Origin of the sequence: Thermosynechococcus sp. PKX82 (assembly GCF_031583255.1) — a bacterium.
GTDB lineage: Bacteria > Cyanobacteriota > Cyanobacteriia > Thermosynechococcales > Thermosynechococcaceae > Thermosynechococcus.
On record NZ_CP134169.1, the window covers coordinates 2,381,011 to 2,400,228 of the forward strand.

The 19,218-nt window shown below is 54.2% G+C and carries 17 protein-coding genes and 1 tRNA gene; 11 read left to right on the forward strand and 7 right to left on the reverse strand.

Annotated elements, in window-relative coordinates; translation table 11 throughout:
- Positions 1-83: 83 nt before the first annotated feature.
- Both RHH53_RS11800 and RHH53_RS11805 read left to right on the forward strand, forming a co-directional pair.
- On the forward strand, positions 84-1,295 hold the full coding sequence (locus RHH53_RS11800) for an MFS transporter (protein ID WP_206200311.1): 1,212 nt from the start codon (positions 84-86) through the stop codon (positions 1,293-1,295).
- 78 nt (positions 1,296-1,373) lie between these two features.
- Positions 1,374-1,910 (forward strand): DUF2062 domain-containing protein, encoded by a 537-nt coding sequence (locus tag RHH53_RS11805; protein ID WP_206200312.1) that lies wholly within the window; start codon positions 1,374-1,376, stop codon positions 1,908-1,910.
- On the opposite strand, the gene RHH53_RS11810 is transcribed toward RHH53_RS11805, so the two are convergent.
- Entirely contained in the window at positions 1,870-2,601 is a 732-nt protein-coding gene (locus tag RHH53_RS11810) for a peptidylprolyl isomerase (RefSeq protein WP_310453622.1), read from the reverse strand. The two genes, RHH53_RS11805 and RHH53_RS11810, sit on opposite strands and share 41 nt — an antisense overlap.
- Positions 2,602-2,650: 49 nt before the next feature.
- On the reverse strand, positions 2,651-3,565 hold the full coding sequence (locus tag RHH53_RS11815) for an FtsQ-type POTRA domain-containing protein (RefSeq protein WP_310453623.1): 915 nt from the start codon (positions 3,563-3,565) through the stop codon (positions 2,651-2,653).
- Positions 3,566-3,692: 127 nt separating this feature from the next.
- Here RHH53_RS11815 and RHH53_RS11820 point away from each other — a divergent pair, with 127 nt between their 5' ends.
- Both RHH53_RS11820 and hisB read left to right on the forward strand, forming a co-directional pair.
- The gene (locus RHH53_RS11820; protein ID WP_206200315.1) at positions 3,693-4,313 is read left to right on the forward strand and encodes a hypothetical protein; all 621 of its coding nucleotides are present in this window, start codon (positions 3,693-3,695) and stop codon (positions 4,311-4,313) included.
- Between the two features lie 6 nt (positions 4,314-4,319).
- The gene (hisB, locus tag RHH53_RS11825; protein WP_302678370.1) at positions 4,320-4,952 is read left to right on the forward strand and encodes an imidazoleglycerol-phosphate dehydratase HisB; all 633 of its coding nucleotides are present in this window, start codon (positions 4,320-4,322) and stop codon (positions 4,950-4,952) included.
- Here hisB and RHH53_RS11830 read toward each other — a convergent pair.
- Entirely contained in the window at positions 4,949-5,776 is an 828-nt protein-coding gene (locus RHH53_RS11830; RefSeq protein ID WP_206200317.1) for a pentapeptide repeat-containing protein, read from the reverse strand. The two genes, hisB and RHH53_RS11830, sit on opposite strands and share 4 nt — an antisense overlap.
- A 110-nt stretch (positions 5,777-5,886) precedes the next feature.
- On the opposite strand from RHH53_RS11830, the gene ftsH3 reads away from it, so the two are divergent.
- The 3 genes from ftsH3 to menD all read left to right on the forward strand — a co-directional run bounded on the left by ftsH3 (position 5,887) and on the right by menD (position 9,702).
- The gene (gene ftsH3, locus RHH53_RS11835; RefSeq protein WP_302677465.1) at positions 5,887-7,725 is read left to right on the forward strand and encodes an ATP-dependent zinc metalloprotease FtsH3; all 1,839 of its coding nucleotides are present in this window, start codon (positions 5,887-5,889) and stop codon (positions 7,723-7,725) included.
- A 55-nt stretch (positions 7,726-7,780) separates the two neighbouring features.
- Positions 7,781-7,851: transfer RNA gene (locus RHH53_RS11840), tRNA-Gly, on the forward strand.
- Positions 7,852-8,013: 162 nt separating this feature from the next.
- Positions 8,014-9,702 carry a 2-succinyl-5-enolpyruvyl-6-hydroxy-3-cyclohexene-1-carboxylic-acid synthase gene (menD, locus tag RHH53_RS11845; protein WP_310743828.1) on the forward strand — a complete coding sequence of 563 codons (1,689 nt, stop codon included), beginning with the start codon at positions 8,014-8,016 and terminating at the stop codon, positions 9,700-9,702.
- An 11-nt stretch (positions 9,703-9,713) separates the two neighbouring features.
- Here menD and RHH53_RS11850 read toward each other — a convergent pair whose 3' ends face one another.
- On the reverse strand, positions 9,714-10,073 hold the full coding sequence (locus tag RHH53_RS11850) for a hypothetical protein (RefSeq protein WP_206200320.1): 360 nt from the start codon (positions 10,071-10,073) through the stop codon (positions 9,714-9,716).
- A gap of 442 nt (positions 10,074-10,515) precedes the next feature.
- Between RHH53_RS11850 and RHH53_RS11855 the strand changes: the two genes are divergently transcribed.
- The gene (locus tag RHH53_RS11855; protein WP_310743829.1) at positions 10,516-13,278 is read left to right on the forward strand and encodes an SMC family ATPase; all 2,763 of its coding nucleotides are present in this window, start codon (positions 10,516-10,518) and stop codon (positions 13,276-13,278) included.
- Here the strand turns inward: RHH53_RS11855 and RHH53_RS11860 are convergent.
- Positions 13,275-13,412, reverse strand: coding sequence for a hypothetical protein (locus tag RHH53_RS11860; protein ID WP_024125599.1), 138 nt, complete (start codon positions 13,410-13,412; stop codon positions 13,275-13,277). The two genes, RHH53_RS11855 and RHH53_RS11860, sit on opposite strands and share 4 nt — an antisense overlap.
- Positions 13,413-13,727: 315 nt before the next feature.
- Here RHH53_RS11860 and RHH53_RS11865 point away from each other — a divergent pair, with 315 nt between their 5' ends.
- Together RHH53_RS11865 and RHH53_RS11870 are read left to right on the forward strand one after the other, a co-directional pair.
- On the forward strand, positions 13,728-14,468 hold the full coding sequence (locus tag RHH53_RS11865; protein ID WP_206200322.1) for an FHA domain-containing protein: 741 nt from the start codon (positions 13,728-13,730) through the stop codon (positions 14,466-14,468).
- A gap of 207 nt (positions 14,469-14,675) precedes the next feature.
- Positions 14,676-15,002, forward strand: a complete 327-nt coding sequence (locus tag RHH53_RS11870) for a 2Fe-2S iron-sulfur cluster-binding protein (protein WP_206200323.1) — start codon at positions 14,676-14,678, stop codon at positions 15,000-15,002.
- Positions 15,003-15,134: 132 nt separating this feature from the next.
- Here RHH53_RS11870 and glmS read toward each other — a convergent pair whose 3' ends face one another.
- Together glmS and RHH53_RS11880 are read right to left on the reverse strand one after the other, a co-directional pair.
- The gene (gene glmS, locus RHH53_RS11875; protein WP_206200324.1) at positions 15,135-17,015 is read right to left on the reverse strand and encodes a glutamine--fructose-6-phosphate transaminase (isomerizing); all 1,881 of its coding nucleotides are present in this window, start codon (positions 17,013-17,015) and stop codon (positions 15,135-15,137) included.
- A gap of 39 nt (positions 17,016-17,054) precedes the next feature.
- On the reverse strand, positions 17,055-17,360 hold the full coding sequence (locus tag RHH53_RS11880) for a hypothetical protein (protein WP_302678374.1): 306 nt from the start codon (positions 17,358-17,360) through the stop codon (positions 17,055-17,057).
- Positions 17,361-17,707: 347 nt separating this feature from the next.
- On the opposite strand from RHH53_RS11880, the gene RHH53_RS11885 reads away from it, so the two are divergent.
- Positions 17,708-19,201, forward strand: a complete 1,494-nt coding sequence (locus RHH53_RS11885) for a UDP-N-acetylmuramoyl-L-alanyl-D-glutamate--2,6-diaminopimelate ligase (RefSeq protein WP_310743830.1) — start codon at positions 17,708-17,710, stop codon at positions 19,199-19,201.
- The last annotated feature ends 17 nt before the right edge of the window (positions 19,202-19,218 follow it).

The following is a 19,218-nucleotide window of genomic DNA, read 5'->3' on the forward strand; positions in this document are numbered from 1 at the left end:
TGTAGTCTTTTATTGTACTGCCTTTTTCTGGGGGTCAAAACCGTACAGGGCAGGCATCCATCACTTGAGGACGTATCACATCAATGGGGATCAACCTACGCTCACCATTATTCATTGTTTTACTCACAATTGTCATCGACCGTTTGGGTGAGAGTCTGATTTTCCCCATTTTGCCCTTCCTCGTGGAGCGATTTAACTTTGATGCGTTGAGCTTGACGCTGTTATTTTCTGCCTTTGCTGCTGCCCAATTCATTGCTGCTCCCCTTTTGGGTGCCCTCTCGGATCATTGGGGACGTCGCCCGGTGTTGCTGATTTGCATTGCCGGTACGGCCCTGTCCTACATTCTCTTTGCTGTGGCGACGGTTCCTTGGCTGCTCTTTGTCTCGCGGATTATTGATGGTCTCACGGGGGGCGTGGTTTCAACGGCTCAGGCCTATATTGCTGACACCTCTGCTCCAGCAGATCGGGCTAAGAACTTTGGTTTAACGGGGGCAGCCTTTGGCATTGGCTTCATTTTTGGGCCGGCCATTGGCGGCAGTCTAGCAGCCATTGATCTCAAGTTGCCGATTTGGTTTGCAGCGGGCTTGGCACTGGTGAATGTCATCTTGGCCTATTTCATCTTGCCAGAGTCATTGCCCGCAGCCCAGCGATCGCCCCTGACCCTAAAGAGCTTTGCCTTGCAGCAACAGTGGTTGGAGCTATTCAATCAACGCACCCTCCAAGCCTTACTCATGGCCTTCTTTATTTTCAACTTTGCCTTTGCTGGCTTTACCAGTATCTTCGTCCTCTTCTTGAAGCGGCAATTGAGTTGGGGACCTGCCCAAGCGGGGATCATTTTTGTGATTATTGGCGTGGTGAGTACGATTGTGCAGGCGGGCTTGATTCGCTCATTGATTCCTCGCTTTGGTGAGCAGCGCTTGAGCTTGGGGGGATTGCTCCTAGTGGCCTTGGCCTTGTTGGGGATTGCGGCGGTGCCCAGTGCGGGCGGCTTTAGTGCGCCCTTGCTTTATGGGTGTGTGGTGGGTTTGGCCTTTGGCGTGGGAATCATGTTGCCCTCGCTGCGAGGGGTGATCTCCAATCGGGTGCGAGATCAAGATCAGGGGAAAATTATTGGCGCTAGCCAATCACTCCAAAGTGTGGCGGGGATTGCTGGACCGGCATGGGCAGGGTGGGTCTTCGATCGCTGGGGTGGGGTGGCGCCCGCTTGGCAAAGCAGTGTGATGATGGCGATCGCCCTTGGCTTTTTGGCGCTGGGATTGGGCAAGCCCAAGGATGCGACCCCTAGCACTCTCTAAGCAAAATATGTCAAACTGCTAAGCAAAGACCTTTATTCGCCCATTTTTTCAACCTTTGAACCCTCTCGAAGCTCACCTATGATGCGGTTGTCTTTTCCTCAGCCTTCTCGACAGCCCCGTTGGCTCCATGCTTGGCGACGATCGCTCCGCTATCACTATTTGCGCTTGATGCGCTCCCACAGTAGCACTGAGAGTATTGCCCGTGGCCTTGGGGCAGGGGTCTTTGCTGGCATGCTGCCCCTGTTTGGGGGGCAAATACTTATTGCCGTCACGGTGGCCCTCCTTGTGCGCGGCAACAAGCCCTTGGCTGCCCTTGCCACTTGGGTGAGCAACCCCTTCACCTATGTCCCCCTGTTTTGGTTTAACTTTCAGGTGGGTTGGTGGCTGATGGGGCAGCCTGCCCTATCTTTTGGTGAGTGGCAATCTTGGGAAAAGCTCCTCGAACAGGGGGGGCAAATGGCAACGATTCTGATTTTTGGCAGTGTTTGGGTGGGCGTGGTTGCCGGACTCCTCACCTACGCCCTGTGTTTGCGACTGCTACCCACCCTGCGACAACGCTTTCGGCGGCGTTCTGCTATGGCTGCTGTAAATTTTCTAAACCGGCCACAACCTTAGCGGATTGCAGGCGATCGCCCTGTTGGATCCTGTCCACCACGTCCATACCATCGGTGACATAGCCAAAGACGGCATAATTGCCATCCAGAAAATCCAGTTGATCAAGGGCAATATAAAACTGGGCTGAGGCCGAATCGGGGAGTTGCGATCGCGCCATGGCCACCGCACCGCGCGTATGATTGAGAACGGGTGAGACTTTGCCCGCTTGGCTATAGGTGGGGGTGTCACTGCCCTGACCAAGAATTTCTAGGGGAATGTAGCGGGGGCGATTGGTCGCGGGGTCAATGAATGAACCCGTGCCGTAGAGTTGCGGCGACACACTGGGGTCTTTGCTCTGGGGATCCCCGCCTTGAACCACAAAGGGTCGGGGTTCACGAACCACACGGTGAAAAATCGTGCCATCATAGATTCCCCGCTGCACTAAATCCACAAAATTGCCAGCGGTAATCGGGGCAGCATTCCCCTTCACTTGAATCGTAATCGGGCGATCGTTGACTGTCAGTACAACCGTTGCATCGCCATTGAGTCGAGGTAAATTGGCCATAGGGGTTGGGCTTTGTGCTCCTGGAATTGAACTGGTGTCAGCCACTGAGGAGAGTGACGCGCAACTCACCAGCAGAAGCACACCGAGCACCATCACCAACTGTGGCAGAAATCGGGGCAATCTTGTGCCGAACTTCAGGGGTTTCATTGACCAGCCACTCCAAGCTAACCGTTCTATTATGCCGTGCCCTTGCGCCCTAATGACTGCGGGGAAGGGGTTGCTGTGTTGGTTGTTGCCGCAGTTGCACCAAGGGTTCATCGGGGTTTACCAAGTCAATAAAGACCATTTGGCGGGGATCCAAGTACTGAGGTAACTGCTTGAGGCTGGCTAGGGCACTGAGTTGTTTCTTCAATGTGGGACTATGCCACTGCACCACCCCAAGATGAACCGGCGCGAGGGGGGTTTGGACAATTAGATTCTGTTCATTGCGCCAATCTAAACCCGTAATCGGTAAATCCTGCTGCTGGAGAATCTGGTGAATTTGCTGCCACTGCTGCTGGCGATCGCGATCGATGGCCATTGTCTGCGGGCGCGGTGCATCCTTAACGGGTACAAAATACCCCTGCAATTGGAGTGTGGGCATTGGCTTCACGGCACTGGCTTGATAGCTACTCAGCGGGGCAACAAATCCGAGGCCATCCACCAACCAGCGACTGGCAGACCCTTGCAGCTGCCCGCTTGCACTCATTACCCAGCATTGATTGCAGGTGGCGACTGCGACAGGCTTGCGTTCTTGGACTTCGACAATCAGTGTCGGCGGAAAGAGTTGGCGGGCGATCGTCACCCGTTGCAGAGGCAGCGTCGTTTCTAGGGCATGAATGATCTCCTGTGGCCGCAAACGCAGCAGTGACTCCGGATACTCAAGGGGCAATTGTGCCTGCAACGCTTCCGTTTTCAGCAGTTGATTGCCGCGAATCACCACTTGCTCCGGGCGGCGGATAACCCAGTCCGGCAGCGTCAGTCCCCAAACCAGTCCCCCTGTTAAGGTCAAGAGGACACTGGTACGCCAAAGCCCTGCCAGTTGCCGCCAGCGGCGTTTACTTTGCAATTGGCGGCGCCGTTCCCGAATGGCATCATGAGCCGTTGTCCCCTGAGGGGTGGGATTTACCATGGCCACGGCCTCAGTCTTGAGGAAAATTGGAACTTAGGATCCTGCACGGGCTGTCATTACTTGGTGGTAAGATACGCGATGTTGATTGTCCGCTTGACTGCCTCTATCTTAGTAAAGGCTTCGCACCATGCCCCTGAATACATTTGCTCACTGCTCAAGATCATCCCTGCTCCTCGGGGTGTTACTACTGGGGGTACTCCCGCGGGCGGTGTTTGCTCAGAATCAATCTTCTAGCCCCAATGTCCAGATTGTGAATCCCACACCCCCACCCAGCTCTTCAATCTATACCCTTGAGGGGGGCAAGCGCTTGATGGATGAGGCTGCCGCCGCAGTCAATAGCCAAAATTATGCCGTCGCCGCTCGCAAGCTCTTAGAAGCCCGTACGGTGATGAACCAACTCTCGAACTTTTACCAGTCCCTCAACTCTAGCTTTTTGGGGATTGATACTGCGGCTGCCGATAGCAACCGTCGCCGTGCCCTAGAAGCAGCACAACTGCGCGATCAAGCGACTTTTCAACTGGCTTTGGTCTATCGCGCTAATAACCAACCTGAGCTTGCCGTGCCCCTTTTGGTAGAAATTATCCGCAGCCAAAACCCCACCCGTGAACTGGGACAAAAGGCCTATCAGCAATTGCTAGAATTAGGCTTTGTGGATGTGCCCTTTCCGCGTACGGGGGCAATTCCTTCCGGAACGCCTGCGGCGAGTCCACCGCCAGCCACCTCTGCCAATCCCCAACCCCGTCAGTAACGCTTCATGAACGACTCTCTCCTCAGTAATGGCCACGCGCCTCGGTTGCGCCAAGCCACGGTCGATCGCCAGACGAAAGAAACCAAGGTTCACGTTGAACTCACCCTTGATGGCAATGGTCGAGCGGACAATCACACGGGGATTCCCTTTCTCGATCACATGCTGGATCAGCTTTGCTCCCACGGCCTTGTGGATTTGCGGGTGCAGGCCACAGGCGACACCCATATTGACGACCACCACACCAATGAGGATGTGGGCATTACCTTGGGGATGGCACTCGATCAAGCCTTGGGCGATCGCCGGGGGATTCATCGTTTTGGTCACTTTGTGGCTCCCCTTGATGAAAGTTTGGTGGAAGTTGCCCTAGACTTCTCGGGGCGTCCCCACCTTAGCTATGGGTTGCAGATTCCCACGCAGCGGGTGGGCACCTATGATACGCAACTGGTGCGGGAGTTTTTCGTTGCTTTGGTGAACCATAGCCGCATGACGCTGCATATTCGCCAATTGGATGGCATTAACTCCCACCACATTATTGAAGCGACATTCAAAGCCTTTGCCCGTGCCCTACGCATGGCGATCGCCATTGACCCGCGCCGCAGTCAGCACATTCCCAGTTCTAAGGGGGTGATCCAAGCTTAGGTGTGGACGTGCCCATCGGGCATAATCGCTCCCGTGAGGCGTGCCCCGGTCAGTTTCACTAGGAGGCGATTGCCTTGGCTCATCTTTGCTCCCCGTAAATCGGCACCCCGCAGATCAGCCCCACTCAAGTCAGCACCAATGAGATTAGCCTCTTGCAGGTCGGCATAGCTGAGATCTGCTTGCAGCAAATTGGCGCGAAAGAGATTGGCGTGGCGCAGGTTAGCACGGTGGAGAATCACGCGGTGCAAAAAGGCATCACTGAGATCGGCATAGCTGAGATTGGCATGGCTGAGATTGCGCCCCTCAAAGTCCTTTTCGCTCAGGTTGGCTCCCTGTAAATTCACCCCCGACATATCCTTGTGGGGAGGCGTCGTGCGGGGTGGTTCTGGGGGCGGGGGCGCGGCTGTGCGTTGGCGCTGATAGGTGCCGTAGGTGTGGTTGTGGTGTTGGCTATAGGTCTGGTGCGTCGTTTGCTGCGGCTCACGGGGCGCATGATAGCTGCGATAGGTGTAGGGATTGGATTGATAGCGTGGGGGTGGCGGCGAGGAACGATAGGTTTGCCGCTGGCTAGCAGTCCGCTGGGAGGTTTGGCTGCCGTGTCGGGCAATATGTTGCCGCAGTTGATCCCGCGCTTCATTAAACTGCTTAATTTTCTCTTGTGCCTTCTCGATTAGCCGTGTGTTGTCCTTCGGGATGCGATCGGGATGCCAAATAAACACTAAATCCCGATAAGCTCGGTTCACTTCCTCGAGGGTTGCCCCCGGCTCCAACTCCAGTACCCGGTAGCAGGTGTCTAAATCGAGCATTTTCTGACGGCTTATCATGGATATTGATGATCTTAACCACGGGACTGCTCACCTAGGGTTGCGAAAGAATGCGTTAGTATGAACTTATGTAAAGACTTTTCACTTTTCCTAGCGGAGGATGGCGATCGGTGAATAAACAATGGCGAAACGCAGGTTTATATGTTCTTCTTGCAATCGTGGTGCTGGCCTTGGCCACTGCCTTCTTTGATCGCCAACCCACGACCAAACAGACATGGCCCTACAGTGAGTTCATCCAACAGGTCGAAAATCAGCAAATCACCAAAGTCAGTATTACCCCCGACCGCTCGCAGGCGCAAGCGATTACCCAAGATGGCACGCGGGTGCTGGTCAATCTTCCCAACGATCCTGAACTGTTGGACATTCTCATTAGCAACAATGTGGACATCGCCGTCTTGCCCCAAAGCAACGATGGCTTCTGGTTCCGCGCCCTGAGCAGCTTACTGGTTCCCATTGGTTTGCTGGTACTGCTCTTTTTCCTGTTGCGGCGTGCCCAAGCAGGTCCTGGCAACCAAGCGATGAACTTTGGTAAGTCACGGGCACGGGTACAGATGGAACCCCAAACCCAAGTGACCTTTAATGATGTGGCTGGCATTGATCAGGCCAAGCTGGAACTGGGTGAAGTGGTGGAATTCCTCAAGTACGCCGATCGCTTTACCGAAGTGGGCGCCAAAATTCCCAAGGGGGTTCTCCTTGTCGGGCCTCCCGGAACGGGTAAAACCCTGCTTGCGCGGGCAGTGGCTGGTGAAGCGGGCGTTCCCTTCTTCTCAATTTCCGGTTCTGAGTTTGTGGAAATGTTCGTTGGGGTGGGTGCCTCACGGGTGCGCGACCTCTTTGAACAAGCCAAAGCCAATGCCCCTTGTATTGTCTTCATTGATGAGATTGATGCCGTCGGTCGCCAGCGCGGTGCTGGTCTGGGGGGGGGCAATGATGAACGGGAGCAAACCCTCAACCAACTGCTGACGGAAATGGATGGCTTTGAGGGGAATACGGGCATCATTATTATTGCTGCAACGAACCGTCCGGATGTTTTGGATGCAGCACTATTGCGTCCGGGGCGTTTTGACCGTCAAGTGGTGGTGGATCGTCCGGATTACAAAGGTCGCCTCGATATTCTCAAGGTTCATGCCCGTGGCAAAACCCTCGCTAAGGATGTGGATCTCGATAAAATTGCCCGCCGTACCCCCGGCTTTACCGGTGCGGATCTCTCGAACCTACTCAATGAAGCGGCCATTCTGGCGGCTCGCCGCAACCTGACTGAAATCTCCATGGATGAGATTAACGATGCCATCGATCGCGTCCTCGCTGGGCCTGAGAAAAAAGACCGTGTCATGAGCGATCGCCGCAAGAAGTTAGTCGCCTACCATGAGGCGGGTCATGCCCTTGTCGGTGCCCTGATGCCCGACTACGATCCCGTTCAAAAAGTGAGCATCATTCCCCGGGGGCGGGCAGGTGGTCTGACTTGGTTTACTCCCAACGAGGATCAGATGGATTCGGGTCTCTATAGCCGTGCCTACCTGCAAAACCAAATGGCCGTTGCCCTTGGGGGTCGCATTGCTGAAGAAATTGTCTTTGGTGAAGAGGAGGTGACAACCGGTGCCTCAAACGACCTGCAACAGGTGGCACGGGTGGCTCGCCAAATGGTTACCCGCTTTGGCATGAGCGATCGCCTAGGACCTGTGGCCTTGGGACGGCAAACCGGGAATGTCTTCCTTGGCCGCGACATTATGGCAGAACGGGACTTCTCCGAGGAAACGGCTGCCACCATTGATGACGAAGTGCGCAATCTCGTCGAGCAAGCCTATCGTCGTGCCAAAGAGGTCTTGGTGAACAACCGCCACGTCCTTGACCAAATTGCCCAAGTGCTGATTGAAAAAGAAACAATCGATGCGGAGGAACTCCAAAGCATCTTGGATCGCAACGATGTGAAGATGGCAACGATTCCCTAGGCTTGCCCTTTGCGATCGCCCCAAGGGTCGTGCTAATGTAGTATTCCTTGGGACTGCGGGCATGGTTTAATGGTAAAACCCTAGCCTTCCAAGCTAGAGACGCGGGTTCGATTCCCGCTGCCCGCTTAACACTCAACTCCTTGAAGAACCTGCATTTTGGCGTATTGCAAAGACTCTGGGATGCTCTTTCAAAGTCTCAAAATAGGCTCAAACTGGATTTAGCACCCTATTCTATTGGTGGCCTATGGCTCAGCCACTTCGGCTAGGATAGCGCTTCTGGATTGATGAATGATTCTCACTGAAAATCTCAATGTCCTCTGGGCGAGCGTCCTCTTTGAAACCCTCTATCGCTTAGGACTGCGGACAGTCGTTCTCTCGCCGGGATCACGTTCGGGACCATTGGCGATCGCGGCTGCTGCCCATCCCCATCTTGAGGCCCTGCCGATTCTTGACGAACGCTCGGCAGCTTTTTTTGCCCTTGGCCTTGTCCAACAGCAGGGACGACCCGTTGCCCTTGTCTGCACTTCAGGTACTGCTGCGGCCAATTTCTATCCCGCGATTATTGAAGCAAGCCTTAGTCATTTACCGTTAATTGTGCTGACCGCCGATCGCCCCCCCGAATTGCGCTTTTGCCAAGCGGGACAAGCCATTGATCAGGTGCATCTCTATGGTCATGCCGTACGTCACTATCGCGAACTAAGTCTGCCGGAACTTGCTTTGCTGCCCTACCTGCGGCAAACCCTCTGCCATAGCTGGCAAACTGCCCTCTGGCCAGATCCGGGGCCAGTCCATTTGAATATTCCTCTACGGGATCCCCTTGACCTGCGCTCTGAGGCCAATTTTCATGGGGCACTTCCTGAAAACTTCTTTGATCAGGTGCAGCCCTTTGTGCCGCCTCGGGTTGTCACCGCTCTCCCTTGGCAAACATGGCAACAGATGCAGCGGGGGTTGATTATTGCAGGACCCAGTCATGGGGTGGAGCCTTTGGCGGAAGCGGCCGCGATCGATCGCCTGAGTCGGTTTCTGCAGTGGCCAGTGCTTGCCGATGCCCTCTCCTGCGCACGGGGACTGCCCCACGGCATTACCCATTACGATCTGCTGCTGCGAAATGGCCACCTACGGGAATCCTTGCGTCCTGAAGCAGTGATTCAACTAGGGCCGCTGCCCACCAGTAAAGCCCTGCGGGAGTGGCTCAGTGCCTGCGATCCGCTGATCTGGTGCCTTGACCCCACGGGCGATAACAACAATCCCCTCCATGGCCGCTGTCAGACGCTGGCGATCGCCCCCCAAGATCTGGACTGCCCCCCCGACCCCCTGCCCCCCAACCCCTACCTCAAGGACTGGCAAGACCACGATCAACGAGTACATGAGCAACTGAAGCGAACCTTGGAGGCCATTGATTGGTTCTGTGAGGCCAAGCTGATTTACCATCTGCCGCAGTGGTTGCCATCGCAAACGGCGATTTTTGTGGCCAGTAGTATGCCCGTGCGCGATGTTGAGAGTGTTTGGCGGGCGAGCGATCGCCACCATCGTTTTTACTTTAATCGAGGCGCCAACGGCATTGATGGCACATTATCTAGTGCCCTTGGGGTTGCCCATCGCGGTCAGCCCACCCTCTTGATCACGGGGGATTTGGCCTGCTTGCACGATACCAATGGCTGGCTGATCACGCCCCAGTTTCAAGGGTGTCTAACCGTACTGCTGATCAATAACAACGGCGGTGGTATTTTTGAGCATCTACCGATTCGGCGGTTTGATCCACCCTTTGAGAGCTTTTTTGCCACCCCCCAAGCGGTCAATTTTGCCCAGCTTGCAGCGGCCTACGGCATTCCCTATCACTGCTTACAGGACTGGGCGGATGTGAAAACCCAACTTTCCCTTGCCCCTTGGCCAAAGGTACGACTTTTGGAATTTAAGAGCGATCGCCAGCAAAATGCCCAATGGCGCCAGCAGGTACTGGCTCACCTCACAATTTAACTTGCGGTACCTCAGTGGCTATGGATGTGGTGGGAGAGCAACTGCTCCTCTAGCGCCGCAATCTGATTGTAGGCCGCCGTGAGTTGTGCCGTCAGCCGTTGAATTTGCACCTCTGGACTCAGGGGGCGATCGCCACTGAGGTTGCGTGTTTGGCTATAGTCATCATCCACCAAAATATCCTTGTGTTCTGGGGTACTCACCAAAGGACGCGGTTTGGGCAGAGGATTCTGCTCAGTAGGGGTTACAGGCAGAGGCTTGAGCCGCCCCTCCTCTAGGGCCTTAGAAACCTTTTGGTTGAGTTGTTCAACGATCTGGTAGAGGGCATCAATTTTGTTACTCAGAACCAGAATCTGCTTATGTAATAAATCCACAGGCCAAATCCTCTCGTGGTGAAATGCTGTAATTGTCAACTCAACTGCCTCTGGAGAAAGTAGCGGTGCACGGCATCGCTAACCCTAGGCACTGGAAATACGCTTGATAAGATAAACTAGGCATTTCTCCCAGCGTAGGGTGCCTAGAGCTAGGAGCATTGAGTGCGGAGACCAAGCTTGCCGAGAAACAAGGGTATTGCTATAGATCCAGCCTAGGGAAAGTCACTGGCTAATGGCAACTTTTTCAAAAAGACTTAAGACCAAGTAAACTTTTGTAAAAGTATGGATTGTTTTATCAATGCAGAACACCTGCCGACAAGTAATATTCCTAAAGAACTTCACACTTGGCTGAGCGAGGGTAGCTAGCTTTAACTCTCTCACTTGTTGTTTGATATGGGTTGATCAACGTTCTATCAACTGCCCTAGCCTTTGGAGACAGACGGTGGAAATTCAGCGACTAACCCTAAAAAATTTTAAGACCCACCGCGATCGCACGTTTGAGTTTCTGCCCGGTGTGAATGTCATCTGTGGCGAGAATGGTGCGGGCAAAACCAGTATTTTTGAAGCCATTGCCTGGGTTCTCTTTGATGCCACCTCGGGCTATGGCAGTGGCTTTAATAAGGCGATTATTCGCAAGGGTGCTAAACGCGCCGAAGCCACAGTTCAGTTTATCTCGGCAGCAGATGGTCGCTCCTATGTGGTACGGCGCAATACGCAAACGGGGTACGCGATTTATGACCCCCAAGTGGGAGACCTCGGTCTTTCGTTGCGTGAAGATGTGCAGGTGTGGTTGCAGGAGCACCTTGGTATCCGCAGTGCCTTTCCGCTTCGGGATCTCTTTGAGCAGATCATTGGCATTCCCCAAGGGATGATCACGGCGGATTTTCTCAAGCCACCCGCCCAGCGGCGGCAAGTTTTTGAACCGATTTTGCAAGTCAGTGACTATCGCCAAGCCTTTGACAATGCCCTTGCCCTCGTGAATTTTTCCCAAGAGCGGGTGGTGTCCCTAGAGCGGCAGTTGGCTGTGCAAAAACAGGAACTGGCCACGCGATCGCAATATGAACAACAGGCAACCGCCTTGGCAGCGGAGCTAGAGCGCGATCGCCAGCAGTGCGAGGAATTACGCCAACAATGTCAGGCCTTAGCCACCGAAAAACAGCAATACGAAGCTGCCGTTGAAACGCTGAACCGTCTTGCGCAAACCTGTCAGCGCCTCGAAGCCCAACTGCGTCAGCAGGAGGAACTCTGTCGCGATCGCCAGCGCCAGTTGGCCGCAGCTCGCAATAGCCAAGCCCAGTGCCAGCAACTGCAATCCGACTATGATCGCTATCGGCAGCAAGAGAGCCGCTACCAAGAACTTGAGCAGCAACTACGGGGACGAGCTGCCCTTGAGCAGAACATTCGCAAGCTAGAGCAGCAGCAACAAAAGCTGGCCACCCAATTAGCTAGTATTGAAAGCCAACGCCAAGCGATCGCCACCATTGCTAGTCAACTTGCTGCCCTTGAACCCCAAATTGCTGCTGCTGACGCCCTCGATGCCGAAATTGTCCCCCTTGAGGCGCGCTACCAACAAGCCCAACAGGCAGATCAAGAACTGCGCCACCTCAAGCAACAAGCGGCAACGTTGCAAGCCCGCCTTGAGAAAATTGCGCAACAGGTGCAAGCCCTAGAGCAACAGCGTCCCATAGCCGCCACCTTGAGCGCTAAACAGGCAGAACGGGAGCGACTCCAAGCCCAACTCAGCCACGCCACCGCCGCCCATGCCTTTGCTGCTACCCTCGATCCCATTCTCAAGAGAGCGCAAACCCAAGCCACGGAAACGGATCCCCTTGTAGCGGCGGCGATCGCCGAACTCACTGCCGCTCAGCAATTTGCTCTAGTTCGCCCTGCCATTGAACAGGGGCTAACGGCACTCCAACAGCTGCAGGAGAACTACCATTGGCTTTTGGATCAACTCACGGCACTGCGACAAACCCTCACAGATCCTGCCGCTATTCCCGCCCTCAACCAAACGTTAAAACAGTTAGAAACTGACATTGCCCGTGCTGCCGCAGCAGAACGATCCCTCTTGCAAGCCCAAGCCCTTGAGGAGGAACGCAGCCGTTTGGCAGCAGAGCTTAAGCAGTTGAGCGATCGCCAGCAAACCGTAGAACCCCTAAGCAAAGAACTCACTGATTTAGAACGCCGCTTGAACGAGTTACGGGAAGAACGCGCCAACCTTGGCCAACCCCATGCCCAGCGCCAACTGTTACTGGAGCAGCAGGCAGCAGCCCCCCAACTGGAAGCCGACTACGCACGTTTGGGTACCGAACAGGCCACCCTACAAGCTCGCCTCACCCCCCTTTATGAGGAACGCCAACACTATGCCACCCTTGAGGAACAGCGGCAACAGCTTAGCGATGAGCTAGCTAGACTACGTCCCAGCTATGATACCTATCTCCAACACCAGCAGCAGGCCGCCCAAGTAGAAAGCTATGAAGCGGCCCTGAAAACAGCTATGCAAGCCGCCCATGAGTTGAAAGCTGCCCTTGCCAAAGCCCAAGCAGAGTACAACACCCAAGAGCAGCGGGTGGATTTAGCCGCTCTGGAAGCCGTGCGCGATCGCTACGAAAACCTACACCGCGAGTATCAACGGCTCCTTGGTGCGATTCCTGAAAAAGAAAAGCAGTACCAAAGCTGCCTTGCCACCCTCAAGCATCTTGATGAAGTCGCCACCGAACAGGAAAAGACACTGCAAAAGCTCGTAGCGGCACAAAAACACCACTCTCTGATTGAGACGGCCCGCGAGATTTTCAAAAAGAGTGGCCCCCGCGTTAGTGAAGCCTATCTGCACACCGTTTCCAGCGAAGCCGATCGCCTGCTGCGCGAACTTCTCAACCGTCCCGATGTGGCGCTCCAGTGGACATCGGACTATGAGATTCAGGTGAATGAAGGCGGCTACTGGCGACCCTTCAAAAGCCTCTCCGGCGGTGAGCAAATGTGTGCGGCTCTTGCGGTGCGCTTAGCCCTGCTGCGGGTACTGGTCAACACCGACATTGCCTTCTTTGATGAACCGACCACCAATATGGATCAGGTGCGCCGCCAACAACTGGCCGAGAGCCTAAGCAATCTCAGAAGTTTTCATCAACTTTTTGTGATTAGCCACGATGCAACCTTTGAAGCCCTCACCGAGCACACGATCCATCTGGAGCGATCGCTCCCTTAGGCGTAGGCCGTGTGGAGTGCCCACCAAATGAGTGCCGCAATAAAGCCAAGAATCAAAACGGCAGAAATCGCGATCATCGCTGGGCTGTCGGCACCATCAAACTTCATAATGCCGCGATTAAAATCCGTGGCCATAGGAATAAACTCCAAGCACCATTGAATCCACAGTAACCAAATTAATTTTAGGCTGCTTTTCTGGCAGTGGGGTTGAGGATAACGACTTGTTACGATTTGTGGCGCTCCCTAAAAACCCTCTTAAATGTGATCAATATCACAGCAGCCCTAGGTGAAACAGGCAAAGGTAGAAGTAAGCACACAGCCTAGACCACTTGTTGAAGTGTCACGTTTTGTAACGTTGCTCCTGCCCTAACTCAAGATGAAGGGGGGAGGATTCAGATTTGCAGAGGGGATGATTTCTTGAGGGCTGTTGAAACACGGGGGATAGAGGTAATGAATAGCCTGCAACAGGAACGTCACGTTTTAATTTTGAATACCGTGGGTGGCCGGCGGGCGATCGCCCTTGAGGCAGCGGCCTACTCCCTTGGGCGCGATGAGAGTAATGCCATTGTGATTGACTTTGAAACGGTTTCTCGCCAGCACGCTATTCTCCTGCGGGTACCTGTCCCCGGTACCACCAGCTACCGCTATCGTTTGGTGGATGGCAATGCCAATGGTAAGCCCAGTACCAACGGCACCTTTGTCAATGGCAAGCGCATCAGTAGCCATGAATTGCAGCACGGCGATGTGATTCTCTTTGGTCGTAAAGCCAAGGCTTCCTATCTCATGCTCTCGATGGCGGATACCGAGTTCAGCCAATATCTGCAATCCATTGCCTTCCAAAGCATTAAATCCGATCTGCGGGGTGCCAAGGAAACCCTTGTGGGTATGGAGCTAAGTGGCGAACTGCGGCGAACCCCGAGCCGTGAATTGGTGGCAGCGGCAGCCACGCAGTTACATCCTGAAGCCGAATCCGCAAAAGAGACCTTGGCCAGTGAGAGCGACAGGGAGCCACAGGGGAACAACAAAGAAACCGTCCATGAAAAAGAGAGCCAAGGCTCAAAAACCAGCCTCGTGGGTCTAGGGGCGATCGCCCTTGTGGTTGTTGCCATTATCGCAGGAGCCGTCTGGCGATCGGGCTTCTCCCCCAGTCAACCGCAGGGTACACCACCTGCCACTCAAACCGGCAACTAGCTCAACCCAGATCCTGCATTGCTTTGATAAATAGTTTCAAAGTATAAACAATTCCGTATAACAGTCGTTCCCCTGAGTGCCTTTGCTAAAATGAAAGCAATATGGAATGCGTTCTACAACTGCCTGTGGGGTTGCGATCGCTCTAAAGTCATGAGTTAAGCGGACAAACAGACAGACATTTCAAAAGCCAGTTTTAGGAGAGCTTAAATGACAAAGCGGGATCATAGCAAAGTTTATAGTGTCACACTGGTCAATGAAGCAAGAGGCTTGAATAAAACCATTCGTGTTCATGCCGACGAGTATATTCTTGATGCTGCCGAAGCCCAGGGCATTGCTTTGCCCTACTCCTGCCGCGCCGGTGCCTGCGTCAACTGTGCTGGTCGGATCATCAAAGGGACGGTGGATCAGTCGGATCACTCCTTTTTAAAGCCCAAGGAGTTGGATGCTGGATTTGTGCTGCTGTGTGCGGCCTATCCCACATCCGATTGCGTGATCTCAACCCACGAAGAAGATAACTTACTGAACTTGACTTAATCTTCTTTTAGTTAATTTCGTCATTATTATCGCTCAAAAATTAAGTACCCCCTAGGAGCAGAACCACAAGTTTTTCTATGTGGTCTTTTATCTTTTATTAGTTATTGGCATTGCCGTCGGTGTAATACAAGGTTATTCAACGGTTACTGACTTGGCGAGGTTGCGGGGTTGATCGACATCTAAGCCACGGCGGGCAGCAATGTGATACGCCAACAGTTGCAGGGGGATCACCGTCAGGATGGGGGAGAGAAGCTCATCGACCTCGGGTACAGGTAAAAGGTTATCGAAGGTGTGCTGGGCTTCAGCCCCGTCGAGGGGGGTGACACCAATGAGGCGGGCATCGCGGGCACGGGCTTCTTGGGCATTGGAGAGGACTTTCTCAAAGACACTGCCGGGCATGGCGATCGTGACTACCGGTACTTTGGCATCGAGGAGGGCGATCGGGCCATGTTTCATCTCACCCGCAGGATACCCCTCGGCATGGATATAGCTAATTTCCTTGAGTTTGAGGGCACCTTCGAGGGCAATGGGAAAGTTGATGCCGCGTCCCAAAAAGATAAAGTCTTGGGTCTCGGAAAAGTCATGGGAGAGAGCTTCAATATAGCGTTCTTGGCTTTCTAAAATTTGCTCCATCTGGGCAGGCAATTGGCGCAAGCCAGTGACGAGTTCCGCCAAGCGGGAGCGATCGCAAGACTGCCGCTGCCATGTCAATTCTAGGGTCAGCAGATAGAAGGCCATCAACTGGGCAACGAATGTTTTTGTGGCGGCTACGCCAATTTCAATACCGGCACGGGTATCAATAATGTGGGGCACCAGATGCCCAAGACTACTTTCTGGGCGATTGGTAATCCCCAGCAAACGAGGTTGGAGAGCGCCCGCGAGTCCTTGGCGGCGTTTTAGCTCCATCTCTAGAGCGGCAAGGGTATCGGCTGTTTCCCCAGACTGGGTGACACCAATGGTCAGGGTATGGGGTAGCAGGGGCGGCGGCGCGTAGCGAAACTCTGAGGCATATTGCACACTGGTGGGAATCTGGGCGATTTGCTCAAGAAGATATTTGCCCACAAGGCTGGCGTGCCAACTGGTGCCACAGGCAACAATTTGAATGTGCTGCAGATTTTCGAGGAGGCTGGGGTCTAGGTGCAATTGCACCGGGCTAAAGGAACTGTTCTCATCCCAATCGGCTCGCAAATAGTCCTCTAAACAGGTGCGCACCACCCCCGGCTGCTCATAGATTTCCTTGAGCATGTAGTGCTTAAAGCCCTGCTTTTCCACCATGACGGGGTTCCAGTTGAGGGTGCGAGGGGTTTTGCGTAGGCGATGTCCCGCAAAGTCATAGACTTCAACCCCTGTGGGCGTCAACCGAGCCAGTTCGCCATTTTCCAGCGGCAATACAGCACGGGTATAGGGAATGATCGCTGGGGTATCGGAGGCGCAGAAGAATTCCCCTTGGCCAAAACCAATCACAAGAGGAGCTTGCTGCCGGGCCACGATCAATTCATCGGGATAATCTGCACAGATAACGGCGATCGCAAACGCCCCTTCCAATTGATGCACAGCTTGGCGCACCGCTTCTAGGAGGCCATTGGCGGTGGGGGTCTCAGGCAACGCTTCGGCAATCAGGTGGGGAATGACTTCTGTATCGGTTTCGGAGCGGAAAATGTGCCCCCGCGCTTGGAGTTGCTCCCGCAGTTCACGGTAGTTTTCAATGATGCCATTTTGCACCACGGCTAGGCGATCGCGGCTGTCGCGATGAGGGTGGGCATTGTGTTCCTCTGGTTTACCGTGGGTCGCCCAACGGGTGTGGCCAATGCCAACATGGGCAACAATGTCGAGCTGTTCAACTTTTTCGGCTAAGTTGTGGAGTTTGCCCTTGGCGCGCACACAGAGGAGTTCGCCCTCATTGAGGGTGGCAATGCCAGCGGAATCATAGCCCCGATATTCCAGCTTTTGCAGCCCCTGAAGCAGGACTTGGGTTGCTCGCTGTGGGCCAATATAACCAACAATGCCACACATAATTGATAGACCTCGTAAGCTGAGAGAAAGAGGAGTGCTCTAACGACGGCTGGCAAATTGCGGCAGTTCCACCTGTGACCGTTTGAGGGGGAGTCGCGAACGGGAGGCAAAGCGTTCTTTGGTGAATTCGGCTTGCCACGGTTGAATACCAATGGGTTGAATCGAACGCGGATGGGAAACTGCTGGCATGGTGATCGCGTCTAAGGGTTTCGAGGCGGTTCTGGAGGGAACCTGAACGCGGTGAATTGTCCTGTGCCAAGAGGTTTCAATCTGGCGGCGAGAATTGGCGATCGCTTGCCATTCTTGATCATCCATGTTCCAGTCTGTTTTGTGCCACTCACTCATCACCCAACACCCACACCTTAATGACATGTTATTATTCGGATTTTTATGAACTAGATTATCGGAATTTTAACAAAAGGCAAGCTTTGGGCAAAAATTGTCACAGGATGCTAGGGGGACAGCCTGTAACTCCCGTCACCTGCTGTGTTGAGCAATTACGCCAATCCGCTAGGGTCCATGCGCTTTCAGTGCAACTCAAGACACTTCACAAACTGGTACGTGCCTAGGCTGCATCTCCTCTCGCAGAATTCCTCATTCATACAGTGGGGTCGTTCATTGCCGTATCTTTTACAGCCAAGTGCCGTAGTGCCACAATACCCTAAACGGCCTATCACTGGAGATGCACAGCCATGAACCTACGGGAACTCCTGACGGCGGCAGAGATTACGCCGAGTTTTGAGCATCCTGCCCTCGATCAAGAGGTGAAGTCCCTGAGTACGAATTCTTGGGAGTGTCAGCGTGGCTCGTTGTTTATTGGCATGCCTGGCACGCGGGTGAATGGGGGCAATTTTTGGCCAAGTGCCTTGGCAGCGGGGGCGATCGCGGCTGTGGTGTCTCCGCAAGCCAAACCCCGTGAGGGAGATGCCTGTGTGATTGTGGTGCCCGATATTGAGCGTGCCTGTGGTCGGCTCGCGGCTGCTTTTTATCATTACCCCAGCCAGCATCTCAGCCTGCTAGGGGTTACGGGTACCAACGGCAAAACAACCACCACCCACTTGGTGGAACATCTCCTCAACAGTGTGGGCTATCCAACGGCACTCTTGGGAACGCTCTACAGTCGCTGGCCGGGACACTGTGAGATTGCCAGTCATACCACGCCCTTTGCGGTGACCCTTCAGGAACAATTAGCGGCAGCAGTCGCAGCGGGCTGTCGGTTTGGGGTGATGGAGGTGAGTTCCCATGCCTTGGCGCAGGATCGGGTGTGGGGCTGTCAGTTTGAGGTGGCGGCTTTTACCAACTTGACCCAAGATCATCTGGATTATCACCGCGATCTGGAGGACTATTTTGCCGCTAAGGCCAAGCTCTTTACTGCTGACTATCTCAAGGGTCGAGCAATTCTCAATGGCGATGATCCCTTTGGCCAGCGACTGGCTCAACAGTTGCCGCGCGATCGCTACTGGACCTATGGCCTCAGCGAAGATGCCGATTTTTGGGCTGAGCATCTCACCTATCGTGTCAATGGCGTGACGGGCACGGTTCATACCCCTATCGGTAGCGGCACCCTAGACTCGCCGTTGGTGGGACAGTTTAATGTGGCCAATGTGCTGGCGGCGATCGCCATGGGGGCAGCGGTAGGACTCCCCCTAGAATCGATGCTGAAGGCGATTCGTGACTTTGCGGGGGTACCGGGGCGGATGGAGCAGGTGCGCATTAGCCCAGACCAAGAGATTACGGTTCTTGTGGATTATGCCCATACCCCCGATAGCCTTGAGAACTTGTTAAAAGCTGCCCGTCCCTTTATTCCCGGTAAGCTAATCTGTGTCTTTGGTTGTGGGGGCGATCGCGATCGTACCAAGCGTTCCCAGATGGGAGCCATTGCCGCTCGCCTTGCGGATCAAGTGGTGGTGACATCCGATAACCCGCGCACCGAGGATCCCCGCCGCATTCTTGATGACATCCTTGCCGGTATCCCACCGCAAACGCCGCTGATTGTTGAGGCCGATCGCCGTCAAGCGATTCTGCAAGCCATTCTGAGCGCAGCGCCGGGTGATGGCGTGATCATTGCTGGCAAAGGTCATGAGGACTACCAAATTCTGGGCACTGAAAAAGTCCACTTTGACGATCGCGAGGAAGCCCGTACTGCCCTCGAACAGCGACGCAAACAACAACTGAATCAAGGCTAACGTGCCACAATAGGGGA